The sequence below is a fragment of the Kitasatospora sp. NPDC127035 genome (assembly GCF_042726075.1).
In the GTDB taxonomy this organism is placed as follows: Bacteria; Actinomycetota; Actinomycetes; order Streptomycetales; family Streptomycetaceae; genus Kitasatospora.
Genome location: NZ_JBHXDN010000107.1, coordinates 1 through 20,480, shown reverse-complemented (window position 1 = coordinate 20,480; position 20,480 = coordinate 1). Strand labels below are relative to the sequence as shown.

Genomic DNA, 20,480 nt, shown 5'->3' with positions numbered 1-20,480 from the left:
CCCGCCCCCGCGGTCCCCCCCCCGGCGCCGCGCCGGGGGCGGCCCCGCGGGGGCGCGCCCCCACCCCTGGGGGGGGGAGCCGCGGTCGCTCGCAGTCCTCCGTCCGTACGCAGACCGGAGGCGGGGGCGGGGACCGGGGCTCTGTCTGACCGGCCCGAGGGGGCGGGCCAACGGTCAGCTTGCCGTAGGGACCGGTCGCGGTCTCCTCGTTCGTGCTGATGTCCACCCGGAAGGAGCGCGTGGCCCGGCAGCCGTGGGGGATGTGGACGGCGCAACGGGACAGCAGAGCGCGGGCCCGGCCGGGATCCTCACGGCCGGGCCAGACCTACCGTCAGCGGACCGCGACCACGTCCCCGACCGGCGCTCCGTGGGAGTACGGGGGCCTCGACATCTCGACGACCCGCGCTCCCGCCTCCTCCAGCCTCCGGATGGTCGCCGCGGCCATCGCGTCGTCCAGGGAGAACACGAAGGGGCCGGGGACGAGCACGGTGTCGCAGACGCCCGTCTCGACGGCGCGGGTCAGCGCGGCCAGCGCCGCCAGGGGTTCGGTCGACCGTCGGCCGTTGTCCATGAACAGCGTCGCCTCGCCCATCCCGGAATCGACGGAATAGCGCTGGAGGAGCCGCCAGTAGTCGAGCATCAGCACCGCGTTGCACGGGTAGCACCGGAGATAGATGGCGGTGGGCCGGCTCACAACGGGCCGAATTCTCGTGGCCATGACTCTCTCCCTCGGGCGGCACCCGGTCATCTCGGGCGAAATCTCTGCTTCCAGCAAAGCCCGCACGAGCGAGCCGGTCCAGTACTCCGGCCACCCAAGTTCACGCCGGTTCGCCGAACCGTAGGTACCCCCCTCCGTAGTCGCGAGTAGTCCCCCGGGGCGATGGCTCGCCGCAGGCGAGAGCGGACTCGGCCGCCCTGCTCGCCGAGTTCCCCGGAGCGGGCGAATCCGGCCCCCGTTCCCGACCCGGATTCCGGTACTCGAAACCGGGGTCGACGAATTCCGGGAGCGCCGGGCACTTCCCGCCCGAGAGCCCTGTCGAATCGGGCGGAAATCGGCGGGCCGATCTCGGTCGCCCGCAGTCGACGCGCGAACGGGCGAGGAGGCCGGATCGCGGTCCCCGATTCCGACGGGCCGTGAGGACCCCCGGCGGACTGCGTGTGCCGGTTTCACGGGCCGGAACTCCGCACGGCGTCGCTCACCCGTCCGGCAGGTCGAGCCTCGGCAGCCGGACTTGACGACGGCATCGAACCGACGGTGTCATAGCCCCAGCCGTCCGATCATGTTCGTTCCTGATCTTTTGCGTTCGATTGACCTGCAAGGCCACCCGTCGCCGCGGCATGCCCCGACTCCCGTCCCGCCCGCCCGCCCGCCCGCCCGCCCGCCCGCCCGCCCGCCGGGTAACGATCGCGCAACGCCGCGGGACGCCGGTGGCGGTCCCGACTCCACCTGTCCGAGTCCCCTGGTTCCGAGGAGTGCGCTGTGCCGTCCCACCGTGTCGTCGACGTCCGAGGCAGCGTGACGCACCGCGGCGCGGCGCCCGGCACCGTGCGGACGGCCGCAGCGCGGCCGCGCCACCGTCGCCGCCCACGGCCGGAACGGGCACGGCCGCGCGCCCAAGGGGCTCCGGTCCCTCCACGGCGCATCGGTGCTCCGACCATCAGGGCCGGTCCCTGATCCGGCCGCCCCACGATCAGCCGAATGCCCGAACCCTCCTCAAGGATCACCATGCCCCAGCCGCCGCACCCGGCCGACGACGCTCCCGAGTCCACCCCCCGCCGCGGGGCGGCCGACGAGTCCGGCCCGTCCCCGTCCGGTTCCGACACCGATTCCGACGCCGTCCTGATCGCCCGTCTGCGGACCGGGGACGACAGCGTCGTGGGGACTCTCTTCGAGCGCCACCACCGTGTCGCGCTCGGCTACGCGCGCTCGCTCGGCGGCATGGACCACCGCTCCGAGGACCTGGCGAGCGAGGCCTTCGTCCGCACGCTGGCCGCCGTGCGGGCGGGCAACGGGCCGACGGACAACTGGCGTCCCTACCTGCTCACCGTCGTCCGCAACACCGCGGCGGCGTGGGCGACGAGCGACCGGCGCTCCTTCCCCACCGACGACGTCCAGGACTGGGCGGACGAGACCGACCACGCCCCCTCCCCCGACCAGATCGTCGCAGCGTCCACCGAACACGAGCTGATCGTCGCGGCGTACCGCTCCCTCCCGGAGCGGTGGCGGTCCGTGCTCTGGCACTCGGTGGTCGAGCGACGCCCGGCGGACGAAGTGGCGTCGCTGCTCGGCCTCTCGGCGAGCGGGCTCTCCTCACTCGCCGCACGAGCCCGGGAGGGCCTGCGCACCGCCTATCTCGCGGCGCACCTGTCCAAGGCGCAGTCGGCGGAGTGCCAGGTCTACGCGAGCCAGCTCACCGCACGTGTCCGCGGAACCTCGCAACGGAGGTCCAAAGCCCTGACGCGGCACCTCGACGAGTGCCCGTCCTGCCGGCGCTGCGACGAGGAACTCCAGGACGTCAACCGACGATTGCGTCTCGCCGCGGTGGCGTTCGTCGGACCGTGGTCCGGCGGCGAGGCGTCCGTGTCCGCGCTCTCACCACAGGTCTGGTCCGGTCACCCGCCCGCCCCGCAGCCGCCGCACACACCGCCCACAGTTCCGCGCACGGGCCCCGCCAAGGCGGTGGCGGGCGCCCTGACGGCTGGCGCCACCGTCGTCGCGGCGATCGCGTTGACGCCGTACCTCTCATCGCCGCATGCGGAGCAGCCCGTCGATACGCGGCCGCCGGTCCCGCTCTCCACTCCGGCGGCCGGTGATCCAAACCGCCCCGTCGTCCCCGCGGACGCGGCTGTCCCCCCCCTCGCGGCCGTCCCGGTCCTCCCGGTGGCCTCGTCGCCGACCGCCTCGACGGCCCCCGACCGGGCGACGCGCGCATCGGGCGCTCCCGCGTCCCCCGCCACGACGGCGTCGCCGGGCCCCACCACGCGGACCAGGTCCCCGTCCTCGGCGGCCACACCTCCAGGAAGCGTGGCCGCGACCGGGCGGGGAGGAGGACTGTCGGCCGGTGTGTACCCGGCCTCCACCACGCCGGCCGCCACGCTTCCCGGGGACCGTCGCGTCCGGCTGCGCCTCGCCGGGACGGGGAACTGCGGCGAGGTCGAGAACCGCGAATCGACGGCTGGCCTTCCCTCCTTGGCGCCGTGCACGGCGTCGGACGATCAGCTGTGGATCGTGCGCGCCGACCGGTCCGGCGGCGCCCGGCTCGTCAGCGCCGCGAACAGCGCCTGCCTGGAATCGGCCGGGACCACCGGGGCCGTCGTCTCGCAGCAGCCCTGCGGCGACAACGCCCGCCAGTCGTGGCAGGTCGTCGACCTCACGGGCGGGGAGAGCGCCCTTCGCCATCGCACCTCCGGGCTGGTCCTCTCCTCGCAGGGCACCGGGCAGGTGAACGAGACCCTGCGGCTGCGATCCGCCGACTGCGACTCGGACCCGGTGTGCCGGCCGAGCGCCGCCTTCCGGCTGTGAACGCCGGCGCGCGGCCGATGTCACCAAGGACCTTCGTGTCATCTCCCCCCAGGGCGCTCTCCGACGCGGAACCCGGCGGGATCCCGCCCTCCTCCGCCCGGCGGGCGGTGGCCCGGGATCGGGCGCTCCGGTACGGCGACGTGGTGCTGGCCTACGCCTCAGATCTCTGCGCGACTCCGCGGGCCGCGCACACCCTGGCGACCGACGTCCTCGACCGGGCGGTCGACGACGCACACCGGGAGCAGGACCGGAGCTCGTCCTGGATCTGCCTCCTGCTCGGCGAGGCACGGCTGCTCGCCGCCGACTGGGCCGACACCGGGCGGAGTGACGACCTGTCACCGGACTTCCGGGCGTGGCTGTCCGTCCGCAGGACACCGCACCGGAGTCACCGCGAAGCCGTCGCCGCCGCCGAGGAGGAGAGTCCGTTGCAGGGCGCGCTGGCACAGCTCACGGACCTCCCGGCCGCAGAGCTGTGGTGGGCGCTCGCCCCGGCCACCGGACCCGAGCGGACACCGGCGGCATCGCCGGACCCCTCCGAGCAGGCCCGCAGGATCCTCGCCGACGCGTACATCCGCGTCCACGCCGTCGGCGCGCCCGAGCGCCGTTGCCGGCATCTGGCCGCCCTGATCGCGGAGGTGGCCGGTACCGACACCGCACCGTCGATGGGGACCGCCGCCCACCTCGCGCAGTGCAACCGCTGCCGCGGGGCGTTGGCCGATCTGCGGGCAATCCACCGTTGGGAGAGCGACCACCTGCGAAACGGCCTGCTGGCGGCCTTCCGGCCCGCTGCCGACGCGCGGCCGGAGCCCGTGCCTGTCGCCGTTTCCGCCACCTCGCCCGACCCCGCACCAGACCTCCCGCCCGACCTCCCGCCCGACCTCCAGAAGCCGGCGCCTTCTCCGGAGCCGAGCGAGATCGACATCGGCCGTGCCCACCGTCGTGCCGGCAGGCCGTCCCGGCACACGGCCCTCCGCCGCCGGATCGCCGTCGGCGCCGCCGGTGTGGGAACGGTCGCGCTGGCGCTCGGGCTGGCGATGGCCGACACCCGGGCAGGTCACGTCACCGGGCCGCCGACGGCCGACCGGACTCCGGCCGCCGCCGACGACCTCGCACCGGGGCCGACGGTGACGAAGGTCGAACCGCTTCCACCCGCGCCCGAATCACCGCCGGCCACACGGACGCCGAGCCCGCGCAGGACCAGGACCGGGTCCGCGTCACCCACCGCGAACACCGGCGCGTCCGCCGGCCCGTCAGCCGGCCCGTCGCCGTCCGCGACCACCGCACCGGCCCTGCCGAGCGGTCTCGACACGCCCGGTCCGCCGAGCACGCCGTCCGCCCAGCCCTCCTCCGCCGCGCCGTCCGTCGCGCCCTCGACGACGCCCTCCGCCCCGCCCGCCGCACCGCCGTCCCCCTCGCCCTCGGCGACGGAGTCCTCACCGGTGCGCTCGCTCCGGCGGGGCGACAGCGGGCCCGAGGTGGTCCGGCTGCAGAAGCTGCTGGTGAAGGCCGGATGTGCACCCGGCGATTCGGCGTTCGAGCGCGGCCGATTCGACCCCGCCACCGAGCGGGTCCTCGCCACCTTCCAGCAGTCCGCCGGTATCCGGGGCGACGAACGCGCGCACACGATGTACGGCGCCCGGACCAGAGCGGCCCTCGAACAGTCGGCGGCAGGGCCGCGGTGCCGGTCCGGGCAGGCGCCGCAGAACGGTTGACGCGACGTCAGCTCCGGGTGCGCCGGCCGCCGTCGACGACCGTTCCGTGGCTACGGGGTAACGGGGCTACGGGGTACCGGGGCGATCGGCCGAAGGCACCGGCCGGCGATGTCGGAGCACGACCGCCCGACACCACGGAGTCCCTGGCGGGCCGGCGTCACCCGGCGGGGACGTCCTTGGCCCAGTTCTGCCGGACGTACTGCAGCGCCGTGTTCAGCTGGGCCTCCGAGGGGAAGGCGGGCGTGCCCTCGACCGTCGGCAGCTTCGAGGCGAGGGACTTGTCGAGGGTGCCGTTCTTCGCCATGTTCTCCATCAGCACGGGGCGCGCGTAGTCGACGAGCCGCAGGTTCTGGCCCTCCGGGCTCGCCAGGTACTCCGCCCAGAGGCGGGCGGCGGCCGGATGCGGGGCGTCCTTGTTGATGGCCTGGGCGTAGTACTGCGAGAAGCTGCCGTCGAACGGGATGGCCACCCGCCAGTCGACGCCGGTCCCGGCGAGCTCCTCGGTGTGCGAGAGGTTGAGGAAGTCCCACTCGATGCTGATGGGCGTCTCGCCGCGGGCGATCGCGGCCGGGTTGGGGTTGGCCCGGTTGTAGTTGCCCGCGGCATCGAGCCTGGCGAAGAAGTCGACACCCGGAGCGATGTCGTCGAACGAGCCCCCGTTCGCGAGGGCCGCCGCGAACACCCCGGCGAAGGCCGACCCGGCTGTGGTGGGGTTGCCGTTCAACGCGACCATGCCCTCGTACTCGGGCTTGAGCAGATCGGCGAACGACGCCGGGCAGGTCCGGACCCGGTTCGCGTCGCAACCGATCGCCACGTAGCCGCCGTAGCTGTTGTACCAGCGGCCGGCGGCGTCCTTCTGCTCGGCCGGGATCCTTCCGAACGCCTCGGGCTTGCACGTGGCCAGCAGACCCTCCCTCGCCGCGGACTGGGCGAAGGTGTCGCCGAGGGTCGAGCACGCCGGGCGCACGGTCCTGGCCCCGGTAGCGCTTGATGTCCTCGATCTCCTCCTGGCTGGAGCCCAAGGGGTTGTCGACGACGACCTCGATCCCGTACTTCGCGGTGAAGCCGTCGACCAGGCCGCCGTAGTTCGCCCAGTGCCGCAGCAGCGTGGTGGCGTTGAGCCTGCCCTCCGCCCGGGCCGCCCGACCAGTGCGTCCATCCCGCCCGCGTCCCGGGCCGAGACGGACAGGCCCGGCTCCACCGGTGCCCGGTCGCCGTCCCCGCCGCAGCCGGCGAGGCCGAGCGCCGCCAGGCAGCCGCAGACGGCGAGCACGTGAACGCGGCGGGGTACTCGGGCCACGACCCCTCCTCGGGGGTTCAGCGGTGACGCGATGTGCGCGCTTTCGAGCCTACTCGGACGCCCCGGGCTCGTCCGCCCCGTCCGCCACGGGCGGAGGAGCCCGGGGTCGTCACGCTCCGTAACGGTCAGATCGCCAGGTCGTCCCACTGGCCGAGCAGGTCGTCCTCCGAGAGCTCCTCGGCCGGCCCACCTCCGGTCAGCGACTGGGAGGTCCAGATGGTCTTACCCCTCGGCGAGTAGCGGGTCCCCCAGCGCTCGGCGTAGCGGGCGACGAGGAACAGCCCGCGGCCGCCCTCGTCGGTGTCCGCCGCCCGGCGGATGTGCGGGGCGGTGCTGCTCCCGTCGGAGACCTCGCAGACCAGGGTCTCGGTGAGGAGCAGCCGGACGTGGATGGGCTCCGCGCCGTACCGCACGGCGTTGGTGATCAGTTCGCTGAGGATGAGCTCGGTGCCGAAGCCGATGTGCTCCAGGCCCCAGTCGGCCAGTCGGCGGGCACAGGCCCTGCGCACCGGGCCCACGGCCTCGGGATCGCTCGGTACGTCCCATTCGGCGACGCGGTCCCGGGCCAGGAGCCGGGTCCGCGCCACCACGAGGGCGACGTCGTCGACGGGCCGCGCGAGCAGCATCGACTCGATCACGCTGTCGCAGGTCTCCTCCGGAGGGCGGACCGGCCCGCCGAGCACGTCGTCCAGCGCGCTCATGGCGGCGTCCACGTCACGGTCCCGGGCCGCGAGCAGGCCGTCGGTGTAGAGGACCAGTCGGGAGCCCTCGGGCACGGCTAGTTCGACGGCCTCGACGGGCATGCCGGCGCCGAGGCCCAGCGGAGGGGAGACGGGCGGGCGCACGAACTCGACGGTGCCGTCGGGGTGGGCCACCGCCATCGGGAGGTGGCCGGCGGTGGCGGCGCTGACCCGCCCGCCGACCGCGTCGTAGACGGCGTAGAAGCAGGTGGCTCCCGTCATCACCTGGGAGCTGTCGGGGCCGTCGCCCTCCTCGCCGTCGATGCGGGCCACCAAGTCGTCCAGGTGGCCGAGCAGTTCGTCCGGCGGGAGGTCCAGGGCCGAGAAGTTGTGGACGGCGATGCGGAGCCGGCCCATGGTGACGGCGGCGTGCAGCCCGTGGCCGACCACGTCGCCGACCACCAGGGCGACCCTGGCGCCCGGCAGGGGGATCACGTCGAACCAGTCGCCCCCCACGCCCGCCTGCGCGGGCAGGTACCGGTGGGCCACGTCCAGGGCCTCCTGGTCCGGCAGTTCCCGGGGCATCAGGCTGCGCTGGAGGGTCGCCGCCATCGTGTGCTCGCGGCTGTAGCGCCGGGCGTTGTCGATGCAGACGGCGGCCCGCCCGCCGACCTCCCGGGCGAAGGCGAGGTCCTCGTCGTCGAACGGCGGGGAGTTCTGCGTGCGCCAGAAGTTCACCAGCCCCAGCGTCACGCCGCGGGCCTGGAGCGGGACCACCATCAGCGAGTGGATCCCGTAGTCGAGGATCTGCCGGGCGCGTTCGAGGTCCTGGGTCCGCCAGCCCGTGGTGGCCACCAGGTCGGGCTCGATGACGGCCCGGCCGTCACGCACGCTCGCCGCCATGGGTGTGCCCGGCGCGAAGTCGATCAGCCGCCCGACGGGGTAGAGCGGGTGGTCCTCCGCGAGTCCGGCGACGGCGCTGCGGCGCAGCTCGGTGGTGGCCCCGTCCGGGGCGTCGCCGTGCAGCACCGGGTCCTGCAGCTCGACGGTGGCGATGTCGGCGAAGCCCGGGACGGCCGCCTCCGCCAGTTCCTCGGCGGTCCGCACCACGTCGAGCGTCGAACCGATCCGCATCCCGGCGTCGTAGAGGAGTCTCAACCGCTCCCTGGCCAGCTCCGCCCTCCCCGCCAGCACGCGCAGCTCGGTGGTGTCGCGCAGGGTGACCACGCTGGTGCCGTGCACTCCGGTGGGTGCGGTGGGCCGCTTGTTGAGGGAGAGCAGACGGTCCGCCGCCCGGTGGACCTCGTCGTCGGCGGTCCGGTCCGAGGTGAGGAACTCGGCGGTGTCGGTGTCGAGCCCGAGGGTGTCGACGCGGCGCCCCTCGGCGTCGGCGGGGAGGTCGAGGAGGCGGCGGGCCTCGTCGTTGGCCAGGAGCAGGCGGCCGCTGTCGTCGGTGATCAGGACGCCCTCGCGCACCGAGTGCAGGACGGCGTCGTGGTGTTCGTACATCCGGGTCATCGCGGCCGGGCCGAGGCCCCGCGTCTGGCGTCGCAGCCGCCGGCTCACCAGGGCGGCGCAGCCGGCCGCGAGGGCGGCGGCGGCCGTCGCCCCGATCAGGAGGACGGGCAGCTGGCGGTCCACCGAGTTCTGTACGGACTCGACCGTGACGGGGGCGGAGACGATGGCCACCACGTTGCCGGCCGCGTCCTTGACGGGGACGGCCGACACCACCGAGCGGCCCAGCGCACCGTCGAAGGTGCTGGTGAAGGCCCTGCCCTCGGCGGCCTCCGCGTAGGGGCCGATGACGTGCTTGCCGAGCTGCGAGGTGTCGCTGTGCGTGAGGGTGGTGCCGTCGAGCCGGTACACGATGAGCGCGTCGATGCCGGCGGCCGTCCGGGCCTCCTCGGCCAGTGGCTGGAGCGTCGCGGTGGGGGTGTCGCCCTGCAGGGCTTCCAGGAGCCCCGGCGCGTGGGCGAAGGACTGGGCGGCGGCGAGGGTGCGGTGCCGGGCGTCGGTCAGGGTGGCGCGCTGTTGCTGCACCACGAGGGCCGCCACGGCGGCGGCGACCAGGAGCACCACCATCACGAGCTGGAGGAGGAAGACCTCCCGGGCGAAGCTGCGGTCGGCCGCCCTGCCCGGCAGCGGGGGCTCCGGAGCGGGATCGCCCCGTGCCTCGCCGCCGTCCTCCGCGCGCCGCCCGCGGGCGGCGGTCCCGGGCTCACCGGCTCCGCCGCCGGTACGGGCGCCGGCCGGGCGGCTCCCGTGGCTACCGCCCACACGAGGGTTCATAGTCACCATTTATCCTGCTTTGTCACTGCGCTGGCAAGGAGCAGCGGACGGGAGCCCCGAAACAGGCCCGGGGGTCGCGCTGTCCTTCGCCTTCACAACCCTCCGTGACGGATGTCCGTCTCGGCTCGCCGTCTCGGCACGACTGTTCGCGGCCCGGCGGCGGAGCCGGGCGACCGACGGAGGGCTCACACGGGTGCGGGTGCGCCCGACGCCCGTCCACGGGCGGCCGCACGCCTGCGGCGCCTGACCAGCAGGACGGTGAACCCCGCGGCGAGGGAGGTCAGGAGTCCGGCGAGGATCCACGGCACTTCGAGGAAGTCGTCGGATCCGGTGGCACCGACCCCGTTCGCCGTCGCCGTGACCGTGACGTCGCCCCAGCCCGTGGGCGCCCCCGGCCAGGACTCCGTCACCTGCACCTTCTCGCCGGGGAACAGTTCGGCCGGCACGTTCGTCAGCTGCCTGGTCGTGGGCACCCCGGCGAACACTCCCCCGACGTGGAGGGAGGCCCGGGGGGCGAGCTTCACGTTCCCGGTGTTGTGCAGCGTGTAGGACACGGTGGTGCTGCTGTCGCCGGTCCACGGGATGCGCGGGTTCTCCGCGGTGAGACGCAGGTCCTCGACCGCCAGTGCCGGCATCTGCGGTCCTTCGACGCGCAGGTAGATCCGTGCTCCGACGCCGCGCCGGACACCGATGTAGGAGCCGGCGCCCGGCTGCACCCGGTCGTCGACGGCCACGAGGGCACCGACGTGGTCACCGGGCGAGGCGCTACCGGGAACGGTCAGGGTGAAGCCGACCGTCACCGCGGAGTGGGCCGGCACCGTCACGACGTCCTTCTCGGGTTGCCCCCAGGTGCCGACGTCGCGCTGGGTCTCCTCGAGGCCGCGCACCGCCAGGCCGCCGTCGCGCGGCGTGTTGTAGGCGTCGGCGACGTGGAGGCGCAGGGTCAGCGGGCCGGCCGTGGTGTTGGTGAGGACGGCGCGATCGGCGAACGTCGTACCGGGCCGCGCCGAGAGCTCGAAGGCCGTGCGCGGCGTGATCTCGGAGTCGGCCGGCTCGACCGACCACTCGCCGTTGTCCGCGGCCCGCGCCTGGAGAGGGGACAGCGCCGTCAGGACGGCGAGGAGGAGGGTGACGACGGGTGCTCTGCGCATGGCTCGTCAGCTTTCGTGAGCACCGCGTGCCGGACGCCGGGGCTTCCGGCACGCGGAGCGCGATCAGAGGAGGGTGAGGGTCAGCGTTCCGGCGTAGTCACCGACGGGGGTGAACTTCGGAACGTCCAGGGAGACGGTGGCACCGGCGGTGAACTCTCCACCGGTCAGGGCGCCGTCGGGGGCGGACGCCAGCGTCGCACCGTCCGTGCCGATGACTCCGGGGCTGCCGGCCTGGCAGGTGCTCGGGCTCTCGGCCTTGGTGGCACAGGTCGGGGTCCAGCTCAGTCGTGCGGCCTCGATCCGGCCGCGCGGCCCGGTGAAGTCGGTGACCTTGCCGGTGAGCGACCAGCCCGCCGCGCCGCCGCGGAAGTCCTTGACGATCGCCGGGTTCAGGGTGCCGGTCGACGCGCCGCCCGCTCCGAAGGCGACCGGGGGGAGCCGGACGGCGTCGGTCGCGGCCGTCATGGTGAGCACGCCGGCACTGACCGAGGTGCTGATCTGCTGGTCCACCTTGCCGGGGGTGCCACCGCCGGGCGGGTTCGTCGGGTCGGTCGGGTCCGTCGGGCCGGTCGGGTCCGTCGGTGCGCCGACCTTGGCGACCTTCCAGGACTGGCCTGCACCGGTGCCGCAGTCCGTCTGGACCAGATGGGCGCCGGCCTGCGTGGATCCGTCCTTGCTGTCGAGGCACTTGTTGCTGTGCTTCGCGACGATGCGGACGTGGCCGTCGGCGAGGCTCTCGAAGCGCCAGCGCTGGTTGTCACCGGAGCCGCAGTCGTACTGCTTGACCTCGGCCCCGTTCGCGACCGACTTGTCCGAGACGTCGAGACACTTGCCGCTGTGCTGGGCGAGCACCCGGACGTAGCCGTTGCTGTTGTCGGTGAAGCGCCACTGGCTGTTCAGTCCGCTGTCGCAGGCACCCTGGACCACCACCACGCCGTTGTCGGAGACACTGCCCGGAACGGTCGCACACTGCCCGCTGCCCGTGTTGGCCATGGTGTTGAGCGGGTCACCGCCCACGCCGCGGATCCGGCCCGTCGCCGTGTCGATCGAGACGTCGGTGTACCACGGGAGGGTCATCGTCGTGGGGTCCGGGAACTCCAGCGGAAGCCACACGTAGGTGGAGTCGTTGACCCGCTTCGGGTCGGACCACACGCCCGCCCAGCGGTCGCCCATGTAGAGGTAGGACGTGGTCTCGCTGCCCTCCACCGGCAGCACGAACGTGGTCTGCGAGTGGTGGCCGTTGCTGTTGCCGACGTCCCTCATCGGCGTCCACGGCCCGGTGGGGCTCGGAGCGGTGGCGTACTTCTGCTGGTTGGGGTCCCAGTAGCTGGTCCCGGAGGTGAGCATGAAGTACACGCCACCGCGCCGGAACAGGGCGGGGGACTCCCGGTGGGCTCCCGGCCAGGGGTTCGCCACCAGGTCCTTCACCCGGGTGTAGTCGTCGGTGAGCTCGTAGATGTGCAGGTCGGCGTTGTTGTTCGCGGAGGAGATCATGTACGCCTTGCCCGCGGCCCGGTCCTCGAACACGGTGATGTCACGCGACATGTGCTCGGCGCCCGACGCGTCCTTCGGTCGGAACGACCCCTTCCACTCGTACTGGCCGTCCACCGTGGACGAGACCGCCACCGCCGCCCGGGCCTCGGCGTAGGAGTCGTCGTTCTCCTTGTGCATCCACATCACGAACTGGCCGGTCTTCTCGTTGTAGAGGACCTTCGGCCGCTCGATCAGCGCCGTGGCCAGCTCCGGGGAGGACTCCTGGGTGAGCACGTGCCCCCGGGGCTCCCACGCCTTCAGGTCCTTGGAACGGTAGGCCGACACGTAACGGAACTTGTTGTCCTCGCCGCGGTCCTCACCGAACCAGTAGTAGTACTCGCCCACTTTGATCACGCCGCCGCCGTGGGCCTGTACCCCCTCGCCTCCGGTGTCCGGGAACTGGGTCCCGGGAGAGGTGGTGACGGGCGCGGCCTGCGCGGCCGGCGCCCAGACCACGACTGACAGGAGCAGGCCAAGAAGGCCCGCGAAAACGGATCCCACTCTTCTCATGCAGGGTTCCTTGATGCCATCCGCCCGGTGCCGCGCCCAGGTCCAGCCGGAGAAACCTCAATCCGAACCGAACAGCAAGCGACACTCTTACACGGAAATCAACATATTAGGGGGTAGCCTGACTCGCCTACGGGCAAGTGTCAACACAATCGCAACATGCAGGCCATCTCGTCGCATCATTGCGACCGAACTGCAATCACGATCGGACGGTCGGGCACCCCCCTGGCCGCTGTGCTCTCACCCCGCTCTGCGCTTACCCCGCTGTGCGCTTCCCCCGGTGCACTCCCCCGCGGCGATCGATCACAACTGTTCGGTAACGGCGCAGGCCCGCCATGGGGAGTCGGCGCTCCTCCTTCATGATCCCGCCCTCCCGGTCGGCCCCACAGGACCCCCGGCGGAGCGGGACCGGAGCAACCGCGCACCGAAGGAGAGCCACCCCCATGTCGCCCTTCCGCCACTCGCCCCGGCCGGCGTACGACGCCGGGGCCCCCGAGGCCCCGATGCCGTCCGGGCCCCAGAGCCCCGCCCCGCGCACCGGAGCGGCCGTCCTCGTCCCGGCCTACGGGAACGGGGCGTCGTGACCGTCCACAGGACACCGGGCGAGCCGGGCGCCGTCGTCCTCGGCCGATGCGTGGCCCCGGACGGCCCGCCGGGTGGCCCAACGGGTGGCCGTCCCTCCGAGCCGGGCCCGGTGGCATCCGGGCTCAGGCTCGTCGTCACCGACCGGGCCGCCGCCCGGCAGAACGGGGACGAGCAGGACCAGCAGAACAACCAGTACGACCGGGACGACCGGGACGAGCAACGGCTTCGACTGCACATCGGCCCCGGCGGACGGTGCGGCCTGCGCTTCCCCCACCCGGCTCCACCACCCCCGTGCACCACCGGCGGGAGCATCGTGGGAGCAGCTGCGGACAGCTGCCTGCCCGCCGAGCACCGCCGTGCCCTGGTGGAGGTCGTCAACGCGGCACGGAGCCACGACTTCGTCCTGGCCGTCCGGCGGGTGGACAGCCTGCTCGTCACCGTGGCGGCGTCGTTCGGCCCCCGCCACCACTTCACCCTCACCGTGGCCCAGGTCCGCGCCGACCTGGCCTGGCTGTCCGGAGACGCCCGGTTCGCGGCAGAACTCTGGACGCTGATCGCCGGCGAGTGGGCGCGGCGCGAAGGTCCTGCGAGCCGGCCGGCCCGCTTCGGTGCACGTCAGGCGGCCGCCTCCTGGCGGGAGGTCCCCGATGCCGAGGCGGCCGCCGTCGGCGCCGCCCTCCTGGCAATGCTGCTGACCGTCGTCCCGGACCCGGAGTCCACCCCCGTCGTACGCGCGGTCCGCCACCGGATGAGCGTGATCGGCGACGGAGGCCCTCGAACCCCGGGCTCCGCCGACGCCACCGGGGGCCACGCCGCTCCGGCACAGCCCACCGCCGGGCGTCCGCCCCGGAACCCGCAACCGCGATGACCCACGAGGAAACCGCATGACGGGAAGACCCGGCCGGGCGGTCGGCGACGTGGTGGCCGGCCGTACGGCCTTACCGCTCGGCCCCTGCGGCAGGGTGACGCCCGGAAGGACTCCGGCCGTCACCCTGCCGCAGGCACCGCCCTCCCTCTCCCATCGCGGTCCTCCCCCCACTGCCGACCTTCGCCCACGGACCGCTGCCCACCAAGCCCACACAAGGGAGAACGATGAGAGAGCCGTCAACGTCCTGGAGCTCCTTCAGGCGCCGCGGCGACGTGCCGCCACCGGACGGGCCGGACGCCGGTTCCCCTCCGGGTGAGGACGGCCGCACCCCCTCCACCGAGGTCGCGCGGACGGCCGGTCTGTTTCAGAGCTTCCACGGAGAGGACCGGCCGGTTCCCGGAGCGCGAGTCGGCGCCGCGCCTTCCGAACCACGCCTCGCCGGTACGGGAGCCGTCGAGCCGGCGGCAGTGCACGACGCCTCGCAGAGACCGGCCGGACCGGCCCTCGCCTCCGTGCCCGAGACCTGCCGGCGGGAGATTCTGTGGGCCATGGTCCGGGCCGCCGGGCGACGACAGATCCCCGCCGCGGACACGGCCGCCACCGCGACCGCCACCGATCAGGTCGACCCCGACCACGCCTGGCGCGCCGGAGCCGCCGCCATCGCCGGCCGGACGTGCCGCTACGTCGCCGCTCTCCAGGCCTCCCCCGGCACCTGGCCGGACGGCCGGGTGCCCTCGGTCGAGCAGCTCGCCCCGTTCTGCGGTTCCTGTTCCTCCGAAGCCCCGACGGTGGAGATTCCGGTCGTCCGACCGGAGCAGGAGACCGCCGTCGTGATCCACCGCGGAGCCGTGGCTCCGCTCGCCGTGCGTTCCCTGTCCCCGGCGGCGGGCGGTTCCGTCGGCCCCACCGGCCCGCGGTGGCGTGCGCGCGGCGCCGTGTGGTGGACGCTGGCGCTCTCGGCGAGTGCGCTCATCGGGGGCACCGCGGCCCTGCTGCACGGGAACCCCGCCGACGGTTCGCCCCGGCCGAAGGCGACCGCCGCAGATGTCCCGCCGCCCGCCGCTCCGCAGTCGCCCCCGCCCGCGGTGGGCCGCGCCGAGGGGGCGGGCGAGACCACCTCGGCCACCCCGTCCGGCTCTCCGCCGTCCGAGAACGGACTACCGGCCTCGTCCCGACCGCCGGTTCCCGCCGTCCCCCGCCCCTCCTCCACCGCGCAGCTCCCGGCGCTCTCCGGCACGCCCACCGCCGGGGCCGGCTCCGCAGCCGGGCCGACTCCGAAAGGGCCGGCCGAAGCCCCGGCGGCGGTGCGGACCTCCCCCGCGCCGAACCCCACCGGGCCGCGCAGGCCGTCCGCGGATTCGCAGACCGTCCGGCCGACCGCCCCCGGTCCCGGAGCGTCGACCGAACCTCCCGTGATCGTCCGGCCGACCGCCCCCGCGCCCGGAGCGTCGACCGGACCCCCCGTGATCGTCCGACCGACCGCCCCCGCGCCCGGAGCGTCGACCGAACCCCCCGTGATCGTCCGACCGTCTCCCTCGCCGAGCCACCCCGCGACGCCCTCGACTCCGGGGTCCTCGTCCGACGGCCCGGGATCCACAGCGGGCTGACGCCGGGCACGTCCATGCGTGTCGTCGTCCGCCGAACGGCCGGCCTCGTACGGGACTTCACGGTTGCCGCCGACCGCCCGTACCGGGCACGGGCAAGGCGGGGGGCGGGCCTCACTCGGGGCCCACCCCCCGCCGCGCACGTCACCCGTGCCGCGCCGCCCGGCGCCGCCGCAGGAGAACGAGGGCACCGGTTCCGGCGCCCAGCAGAGCGACCCCGGCTCCGGCGATCACCACCCCCTGGTCACCGCCGCCGGTCCGGGCCAGGCTCCGCTCCAGGGCGTCGGCCGCACTGGTCGCCCTGGCGACCGCCACCGGCTGGATCTTCAGTGGCGCGCTGGTCGGGGTGTCCATCGGGAAGGACAGGGGCACCGGCCCGTCGTCCTCGGTGGTGGCAGCGGTCGACGGCACCGCCGAGGTCGTGGGGCGGTTGGCGACGACCGAGGGTGCCGGGCTGGTGGGTGCCGGCGCAGCGGCACGCGTCGGGGTGGCCGTGGGCGTGGGGGACGCGGTGGGGGTGTTGGCCTGTGTCGGCGTGGCGGTGGGCGTGGGCGTGGGCGTGGGGGTGGGGGTGGTCGTGGGGGTGGGGGTGGTCGTGGGGGTGGGAACCGCGACGGGTGTGACGGTCGCCGACGAGGTCGGGGTGGCCGTAGGCGTCGGAGTGACCGTGGGCGTCGGGGTCGGGGTCGCCGTCGGGGTGGCCGTGGCCGTGGGCGTCGGCACAACCGTGGGTGTCGGGGTCGGGGTCGCGGTCGGCGCCACCGTCGGAGTGGCCGTGGGTACCGGCGAGGCCGTGGGCGTCGGGGTCGCCGTGGGGACCGGCGAAGCCGTGCGTGTCGGGGTGGCCGTGGGCGTCGGCGAAGCCGTGCGCGTCGCGGTGGCCGTAGGCGTCGGCGAGGCGGTCCGCGTCGGGGTCGCGGTGGGGGTTGGGGCAGGAGGGGCCGGCTTCTTGATCCTGAAACCGGCGCAGCCCACCGCGCACGCGCAGCCGAAGCTGCCCTCGTCCACCGGCAGCCCGGTCCGGTCGTCCAGCCGCGCAGCGAAGGTGACCGGCGCGACACCGGCCTTGCCGGTCGGCGCCCCGGCCGAGAACGAGGTCCGCACCGTCAGGACGAGGGTCCGCCCCTTCCGCACCGCCAGGAGCGCGTCGTCGGAGACGCCGTCGCCCTCCTTGGCCCCGAGCACCACCAGGACGCTGCCGTCGGTTCCTTCGCCACCCGGGGCGAGCGAGCCGGGGAGCCAGTCGGTGCCTCCGGGAATCCGGTACTCGACCTTGAGGTCGGCCGCCCGGAGGTCGCCTGCCTCGTTCTTGAACTTCAGCAGGGCGAAGGCCACGAAGTCGTGGGCCGTCGGGTTGGTGACGGTGTACCGGAACTCCTTGGCCGCCCCGCCCACTTCGAAGTCCCGAGGGACCCCTGCCACCGACGGCTCCAGACCCCGCTCCAGCGGGACGTCGAGGTGCGGGGCCGGGGCCGACGGACCGGCCGACGCGGCACCGGGGGCGGCGCCTGCCACACCGACCGGGACGGTCGACAGGACGAGTGCGGTGGCACCCGCGAGGATCAGACTGCGGGGGGTGGACACGTGGTCACCTTCCGGCGAGGAGGAGTTCCGGCACCGTCTCGGTGCCTGCCGGTTAAGGAGGCGGGGCGGACCCGTCGGTCCCGCAGGTATGCGAATTCGTTACGGATGCGGCTACGCCGACACCGGCGGGCGGGTTTCGGTGCCGTCGATCCTCTCCTCGACCCACGCCCGCAGGAGGCCGAGCGGGACGGCCGCGCTGTGACCGAGCTCCGTGAGGGCGTACTCCACGTGCAGGGGCACCGCCGGGTAGACGGTCCGGGTCAGCAGCGCCGCCTCCTCCAGGCGGCGCAGGGTCTGGGTGAGCACCTTGGGGCTGACGCCCTGCAGGCGCCGCTGGAGTTCGCCGAAGCGCCGGGGGCCGTCTTCGAGCGCACCGATGGCCAGGGCGGACCACTTGTTGGCCAGCAGGTCGAGCATCGCCCGGCACGGGCACTGGGCCGCGTAGACGTCGTGCCGGTCGTGCCGGCCCGTCGCGCACTCGATCATCCGTACCGCTCCTCACCTGCGGACTTCCCAGAAGGAAGTAGTAGTCCTTGCGGGTAACCATATGCCTCTGGATACCGTCGGGAGCATCGGGCGACGAGGCCGTCGGACGCCTCCCGCCACGTCTGACCGGGAGTCCACCATGTCCCTGAACACGATGCGCGCAGTGCTCCTGGACCGCTTCGGCGGCCCGGAGGTCCTGAAGGTCGAGCAGGTCCCTCGGCCCGTCCCCCTGCCGACGGAGGTCCTCGTCCGGGTGCACGCCGCCGGGATCAACCCGGTGGACTGGAAGACCCGCTCCGGCGGGGGGATGGCCGGCGTGCTGGGCGATCCCCCGTTCGTCCTCGGCTGGGACGTCTCCGGCGTGGTCGAGGAGGTGGGCTTCGGGGTGAGCACCCTCAAGCCCGGTGACGAGGTCTACGGGATGCCGTGGTTCCCCCGAGCGGCCGGCGGATACGCCGAGTTCGTCACGGCACCGGCGCGCCAGTTCGCCCGCAAGCCCGAGAGCCTCGACCACGTCCAGGCCGCAGCCGTCCCGCTGGCCGCCCTCACGGCCTGGCAGGCCCTGGTCGACACCGCGGGGGTCCGGTCCGGCCAGCACGTCCTGGTCCACGCCGCCGGCGGCGGGGTCGGACACTTCGCCGTCCAGATCGCCAGGCACCTGGGCGCCCACGTGACCGGCACCGCCCGCAGCGGCCGGCACGACTGGCTCACCGGGCTCGGGGCGGACCGGCTCGTCGACTACACCTCCGTCCGGTTCGAGGACGTGGTCGGCGACGTCGACGTCGTCCTCGACCTGATCGGCGACGACCACGACCACACCAGCACCCGCTCCCTGGAGACGTTGCGCCCCGGCGGTCTGCTCGTTGCCGTCCCTTCCGGGGTCTCCGCCGGACTGCAGTCCGCCGCCTCCGCCCTGGGCGTGCGGGTCAGCGCCTTCCTGGTCGAGCCGGACGGCGCGGCCCTGGCCCTGCTCGCGCAGCTCATCGACGCCGGGGCGATCGCGGTCGAGGTCGAGGAGGTCTTCGCCCTGGAGGACGCCGCGAAGGCGCAGGCCCGCGGGGAGACCGGTCGCACCCGCGGAAAGCTCGTCCTCGACCTCACCTCCTGACCTCCTGAGCCCGGCCCTGCCTCCACATCCACACCCCCTTCCGGGTCGTCCCGACCCGCCGGTCCCTCCTGCGCCGACCGCCGGCCGTGCGGGGGCGGAGGCGGCAGCGGCACTGTTCGGCGGCGGTGTCAGCCGCCCGGGCCGTCGGCCGCGGGCGAGGTGGGCCTGCCCGTCTCGCCGGTGCTCGGGGCCGCCGAGCTGGGTCTGCCGGTCTCCGCGGCGGCCGGGGTCGGCGACGGCCCCGACTCCACGGGAGGTCCGCTCGCGCCGGCCGCCGCGGCATCGCCCGGTCGGCCCGCGGGTGGCTCGGGAGACGGCCGCCCGGCCTCGCCGGTGCCCGGGGCCGGCGACGGCCCGGCCGCCTCGGCACGCTCGGACGCCCTCCGCGAGACGGAGTCCCCGGGCTCGACGCGTTCCGTCGGCGGCGGGCCGCTCACGCCGACGGCGGGCGCACCGGAGACCGGCGGGGACACCCGGACGGGGCTCGGCCTCGCCGTGACGGGGCCGGTCGTCGGCGTGGCGGGGCGCCCGCCCTTCGGCGTCGACGGCCATACGGACGGGAGAGTGCCGGCGGGATGGACGGCCGCGCCGGTGGGGGCCCCGGTCGTCGGCGTGACCGGCCGGGCCGACGCGCCCACCGTGTAGGTGACCTCCGGACGGACGCCCTCGCCCTCCGGGCCCTCGTACTGAACGGCGGCTGCGGTGCCGCCCACCAGGGCCGTGGCCGAGACCGCCACCGTCCACCACAGCCCCCGACGGGACCGCCCGCGACGCGCCGCAGCGTCGCGGACGGCCGGCGGGGGCTGTGGCGCGGCGCGGGCGGTGGCGGGCGCACGGTGGACGACGATCGTCGGTTCCCGGTCCACCGCCCGGGGCCCGAGCCACCCAGGGTCCGCCCGCTCGCTCTCCGTTCGGGAGGCGTCCGCCGAGTCGCCTGGCCGGGGCTGTTCGCCGCGGGGCAGGAAGGCGCTCCAGGACGATGCGGGCTCTCTCACTGTTCTCCTCAGTCTCCGGTCCGGACACGCGCCGGGCACGCGCCGGTCCGCGCGCAGGTCGCTTGAGTACGAGGAGTACGAGCCCTGGTCGTCCCGCGGGTTTATCGAACCGTTACGCATCCGGCACCGCTTCCCACGCCCGCACGCCGCCCGGGACCGACGGGCGGGAGCGAGGGGGCGGGGGCTTCCACGCGAGCGACGCGCCGCACGTTACAAGGTGGTCTCGACGCCGAAACGCCCTTGACGTGGATTCCGAAACAGAGGTGTCATATCCCCACCGCGTTTGAACCTGTTCGTTTCTGGTTAATTACGTTTGATTCACCCTCTACCGTGTGCGAGTCGAACCGAATAAGCCAAGGTCTCTCCACCTCGCGGTCCGCCGCCTTGGGCCCCCACCTACCTGCGCACCACCGCACCCGCTCCGCTTCCATCGGCGCGTGCGGTCTCGAAGGAGCTCCCCATGTTCCGTTCCACCAGCCGTACCGTCGCCGCGGCGGGTCTGCTGCTCGCTCTCGGTCTGACCACCGCGTGTTCGACCGGCCAGGAGTCGACCAA

At 74.2% G+C, this 20,480-nt stretch carries 12 protein-coding genes and 1 pseudogene; 6 read left to right on the top strand and 7 right to left on the bottom strand.

Annotated features, from left to right (window positions below; genetic code table 11):
- Window positions 1-331: 331 nt before the first annotated feature.
- The gene (locus ACFWIC_RS39100) at window positions 332-718 is read right to left on the bottom strand and encodes a hypothetical protein (protein ID WP_380521827.1); all 387 of its coding nucleotides are present in this window, start codon (window positions 716-718) and stop codon (window positions 332-334) included.
- Between the two features lie 1,008 nt (window positions 719-1,726).
- Between ACFWIC_RS39100 and ACFWIC_RS39095 the strand changes: the two genes are divergently transcribed.
- Together ACFWIC_RS39095 and ACFWIC_RS39090 are read left to right on the top strand one after the other, a co-directional pair.
- Window positions 1,727-3,523, top strand: a complete 1,797-nt coding sequence (locus tag ACFWIC_RS39095; protein ID WP_380521825.1) for a sigma-70 family RNA polymerase sigma factor — start codon at window positions 1,727-1,729, stop codon at window positions 3,521-3,523.
- Window positions 3,524-3,558: 35 nt separating this feature from the next.
- Window positions 3,559-5,235, top strand: coding sequence for a peptidoglycan-binding protein (locus tag ACFWIC_RS39090; protein WP_380521823.1), 1,677 nt, complete (start codon window positions 3,559-3,561; stop codon window positions 5,233-5,235).
- Between the two features lie 157 nt (window positions 5,236-5,392).
- Here the strand turns inward: ACFWIC_RS39090 and ACFWIC_RS39085 are convergent.
- From ACFWIC_RS39085 to ACFWIC_RS39070, 4 genes and pseudogenes are all read right to left on the bottom strand, one after another.
- A pseudogene (locus ACFWIC_RS39085) lies at window positions 5,393-6,424 on the bottom strand (ABC transporter substrate-binding protein).
- Window positions 6,425-6,660: 236 nt separating this feature from the next.
- Complete coding sequence (locus ACFWIC_RS39080; protein ID WP_380521829.1) at window positions 6,661-9,297, bottom strand: SpoIIE family protein phosphatase; 2,637 nt, start codon at window positions 9,295-9,297, stop codon at window positions 6,661-6,663.
- 392 nt (window positions 9,298-9,689) lie between these two features.
- Window positions 9,690-10,655, bottom strand: a complete 966-nt coding sequence (locus tag ACFWIC_RS39075) for a DUF916 domain-containing protein (protein ID WP_380521821.1) — start codon at window positions 10,653-10,655, stop codon at window positions 9,690-9,692.
- Window positions 10,656-10,718: 63 nt separating this feature from the next.
- Window positions 10,719-12,698: an RICIN domain-containing protein gene (locus tag ACFWIC_RS39070; protein ID WP_380521819.1), complete on the bottom strand. Its 1,980-nt coding sequence runs from the start codon at window positions 12,696-12,698 to the stop codon at window positions 10,719-10,721.
- Between the two features lie 440 nt (window positions 12,699-13,138).
- Here ACFWIC_RS39070 and ACFWIC_RS39065 point away from each other — a divergent pair, with 440 nt between their 5' ends.
- The 3 genes from ACFWIC_RS39065 (at window position 13,139) to ACFWIC_RS39055 (ending at window position 15,755) form a co-directional block, all read left to right on the top strand.
- Window positions 13,139-13,279, top strand: a complete 141-nt coding sequence (locus ACFWIC_RS39065; protein WP_380361724.1) for a hypothetical protein — start codon at window positions 13,139-13,141, stop codon at window positions 13,277-13,279.
- Window positions 13,280-13,389: 110 nt separating this feature from the next.
- The gene (locus ACFWIC_RS39060) at window positions 13,390-14,148 is read left to right on the top strand and encodes a hypothetical protein (RefSeq protein WP_380521817.1); all 759 of its coding nucleotides are present in this window, start codon (window positions 13,390-13,392) and stop codon (window positions 14,146-14,148) included.
- Between the two features lie 548 nt (window positions 14,149-14,696).
- On the top strand, window positions 14,697-15,755 hold the full coding sequence (locus ACFWIC_RS39055) for a hypothetical protein (protein WP_380521815.1): 1,059 nt from the start codon (window positions 14,697-14,699) through the stop codon (window positions 15,753-15,755).
- 141 nt (window positions 15,756-15,896) lie between these two features.
- Here ACFWIC_RS39055 and ACFWIC_RS39050 read toward each other — a convergent pair whose 3' ends face one another.
- Window positions 15,897-17,336, bottom strand: coding sequence for a hypothetical protein (locus tag ACFWIC_RS39050; protein WP_380521813.1), 1,440 nt, complete (start codon window positions 17,334-17,336; stop codon window positions 15,897-15,899).
- A 111-nt stretch (window positions 17,337-17,447) separates the two neighbouring features.
- Window positions 17,448-17,822: a winged helix-turn-helix transcriptional regulator gene (locus ACFWIC_RS39045; RefSeq protein WP_380361733.1), complete on the bottom strand. Its 375-nt coding sequence runs from the start codon at window positions 17,820-17,822 to the stop codon at window positions 17,448-17,450.
- Between the two features lie 139 nt (window positions 17,823-17,961).
- On the opposite strand from ACFWIC_RS39045, the gene ACFWIC_RS39040 reads away from it, so the two are divergent.
- Complete coding sequence (locus ACFWIC_RS39040; RefSeq protein ID WP_380521811.1) at window positions 17,962-18,930, top strand: NADP-dependent oxidoreductase; 969 nt, start codon at window positions 17,962-17,964, stop codon at window positions 18,928-18,930.
- Window positions 18,931-20,480 lie beyond the last annotated feature (1,550 nt).

Coding starts and splice junctions, on each gene's coding strand:
- ACFWIC_RS39045 (WP_380361733.1), bottom strand. CDS start 17,822: ATGATCGAGTGCGCGACGGGCCGGCACGACCGGCACGACGTCTACGCG.
- ACFWIC_RS39100 (WP_380521827.1), bottom strand. CDS start 718: ATGGCCACGAGAATTCGGCCCGTTGTGAGCCGGCCCACCGCCATCTAT.
- ACFWIC_RS39070 (WP_380521819.1), bottom strand. CDS start 12,698: ATGAGAAGAGTGGGATCCGTTTTCGCGGGCCTTCTTGGCCTGCTCCTG.
- ACFWIC_RS39075 (WP_380521821.1), bottom strand. CDS start 10,655: ATGCGCAGAGCACCCGTCGTCACCCTCCTCCTCGCCGTCCTGACGGCG.
- ACFWIC_RS39080 (WP_380521829.1), bottom strand. CDS start 9,297: ATGGTGGTGCTCCTGGTCGCCGCCGCCGTGGCGGCCCTCGTGGTGCAG.
- ACFWIC_RS39065 (WP_380361724.1), top strand. CDS start 13,139: ATGTCGCCCTTCCGCCACTCGCCCCGGCCGGCGTACGACGCCGGGGCC.
- ACFWIC_RS39040 (WP_380521811.1), top strand. CDS start 17,962: ATGTCCCTGAACACGATGCGCGCAGTGCTCCTGGACCGCTTCGGCGGC.
- ACFWIC_RS39055 (WP_380521815.1), top strand. CDS start 14,697: ATGGTCCGGGCCGCCGGGCGACGACAGATCCCCGCCGCGGACACGGCC.
- ACFWIC_RS39095 (WP_380521825.1), top strand. CDS start 1,727: ATGCCCCAGCCGCCGCACCCGGCCGACGACGCTCCCGAGTCCACCCCC.